The organism is Salinivibrio sp. MA427 (genome assembly GCF_001996115.1).
In the GTDB taxonomy this organism is placed as follows: domain Bacteria; phylum Pseudomonadota; class Gammaproteobacteria; order Enterobacterales; family Vibrionaceae; genus Salinivibrio; species Salinivibrio costicola.
This window is the reverse complement of the sequence record NZ_MUFH01000324.1, coordinates 1-2568: the sequence shown is the minus strand read 5'-3', so window position 1 is coordinate 2568 and position 2568 is coordinate 1. Positions and strand designations below refer to the sequence as shown.

The following is a 2568-nucleotide window of genomic DNA, read 5'->3' as shown; positions in this document are numbered from 1 at the left end:
GATAGGGGTTTGGCGAAAAAATAACCCTGAAACTCATCGACCCCCATTTGCTGAAGGCTGGTTAACTGCTCCCTAGTTTCAACTCCCTCGGCGACCACATGAATACCAAGTTGGTGGGCCATGTGGCAAATGGTATCAACGAGCACTTGCTGTCGTGTTATATCTGCCATGCCAGTGACAAATGAGCGATCGACTTTGACTTTGTCGAAGCTTAAATGATTGAGCACTGCCATGGACGACCAGCCGGTTCCAAAGTCGTCAAGCGCGATACGGATCCCGACATCACGAAGCTGGTTCATCAAAAGACTGAATCGACCGATATCATCAATGGTCATTGTTTCTGTGACTTCAAAAATGAGTTGTTTGCGTTGTTCTGGGTGTTTGGCGAAAATCGTTATTACATCAGCAATTAAAGACTCATTGAAAAATGAATCGGAAAGGTTAACGGCGATATCAATATGCGTATTGATACTTTGCCATTCTGTATTGAGCGCGAGATGAACTTGTTGCAGTATCCACGTACCTAAGCGCTGCCCGAGCCCTGACTCTTCGGCGACATTTACGATAAGTTCCGGGTTAATTGGCCCGTACTCAGGATGATGCCAGCGAACTAAAGCCTCGCAACCTAATCGATTTGGATCCGCCGATACAATAGGCTGAAAAGCGACATAAAGTGCATCTTGGTATGGGTCTATCAAGTGCGCCTTTAATTCATCGCGGAGCCTACGACGTTGTTGCGCTTCTTGTTCATACTCCGTTTTAAAGGTGTCAATACTGTCTTTCGTGACAGGCGCTTGTTTAGCTCTCATTAAGGCAAGGTCAGCGTTATTAAGCAACTCATTGGCTAACTGCCAGTGACTGTTTCCCGAGTGGGCATCAACATCAAGACTTTTTGCGATACCTATTGCCAAGGACAATCGATGGCCTGGATAAATACTGTCAATAGCACGACGTAGTGAGTCACATAATGGTTGGGTGAAAAAGCTGAGATGACGACCATCCGAGTAAGCAAGCACTGCAAACTCATTGCTACTGACACGCGCACATGGATACCCATAAGGCAAACAAATGCTGTTTAACTGACTGGCAAGTTTTGTTAATGCCTTATCCCCTTGCTCATACCCCATCAAATCGTTGATGTCTTTAAAACGACGGATATCTATCAACAGTAAGGTATGTATACGGTTTTGCTGGACCGCTTTATACAGGCAGTCCAGAAGATAGTTTCGGTTGGGTAAGCCGGTGAGGCGATCCTGCCACGCCAATTCTTGTTGCTTGCTGCTATTGCGATACAGGCGAAACGCGAAAAAAATCAATACTAATGTGAGTATGAACATTGCAGCGTACATCACTTTGATTTTCTCATCGAGAAATGCGCGCTGTTCGATGGAGGCTGGACCCGTAAAGTTATTCACCATCAAGTTACGAATTTGGGGAAGCACAATGTCTATTTCATTGAGCAAATTTTGAAGCCGTTCTCGATCACCGTTTAACACAGCCTGCTCATGCCGTTGAATGAGTCGAAAAGCGCGCTCCACAATAGGTTGGGCATTGAAAGCGCGTCGCATTGCCGCTGTTTCTTGACTACTTAAAAATGTATCGTACCGACTCCATAAGATGTCATAGGTAAGAAGCAGTGATCGTCTTGGGCTTGAATCCTCGACAAGATAGAGTGCCAAGTCATTTCGAAACTCGAGGGTCTCTAATTCCATTTGGGCAAGTGCCCAGGCAGACAGCTGGGTATGAAGTGTTTGTTTCGTATAAGCTTGATGAAATTGATAAAGCGCCGTCGCGGTCAAGAGTAGAGCCGTGAAGACAAACATAACAAAAGCAATAAGAGGGCGCTTTACCATTCGACTTTGTACCTCATCAACTCTCTATCTCAAGTGGTGTTATCGGCTGTTTTTCGCCGCATTGTGCTTTTTAATATAGGCGCTGGACGCTACTCTTTTAACACTTCAACACGATTGACTTGCCATGCCATTCGGCTGTGTAGTACTTCATTTTCAAGTTGGCTAAAGGCCGAGAGTGGATAGATAACCCAAATGGGACCTTTGTCTCGAACCCGCATCCAGTCGCCATTCTTTTTAATCGCGAAGATGGGATTATATTTTTTGATATCGTCTCTCGGAATTGTCGCCCAATAATCATTCAGCGCATAGGCTTTGAGGCTATGTGCGGGCTTATTCACCGTTTCTAACAGTTTTTGGGCAGAGACACCAAGAAAAACCTGTTCTCCTTCGGTCCATGGCGTTTGTGTTTTGATCGTGCGATCCGCCAGCTGAATGAGTTGTTCACGGGTTAGCGTTTGTTTTGCTACGTCACCGGATATCTTCAGCATTGGCGTAGCTTCAACACGTGATGCTAGCAATGCCAAGAATACTGTCGCTATCAAAAGAAAGTGTGTGCTGCGCTTTTTATGCGACTGTGTCGTTGCACTCTCGATGGTTACCATGTTGTTCCTTCCTTATGCTGTTATTTTTTAAACCTAGCTTGAGCGGGTAACTTCCTCAAGAAAGTACGGATAAATCGCTAACATGCCCTCAGTTATTATATAGAACGTAATAG

Annotated in this window: 2 protein-coding genes; both read right to left on the bottom strand. The window is 45.2% G+C overall.

The features are described from left to right. A partial coding sequence (locus BZG79_RS13965; protein WP_077774703.1) for a GGDEF domain-containing phosphodiesterase occupies positions 1–1853 on the bottom strand: 1853 nt, incomplete at its 3' end. An 89-nt stretch (positions 1854–1942) separates the two neighbouring features. After that, entirely contained in the window at positions 1943–2455 is a 513-nt protein-coding gene (locus tag BZG79_RS13960) for a hypothetical protein (RefSeq protein ID WP_077460873.1), read from the bottom strand. Positions 2456–2568 lie beyond the last annotated feature (113 nt).

Coding starts and splice junctions, on each gene's coding strand:
- BZG79_RS13960 (WP_077460873.1), bottom strand. CDS start 2,455: ATGGTAACCATCGAGAGTGCAACGACACAGTCGCATAAAAAGCGCAGC.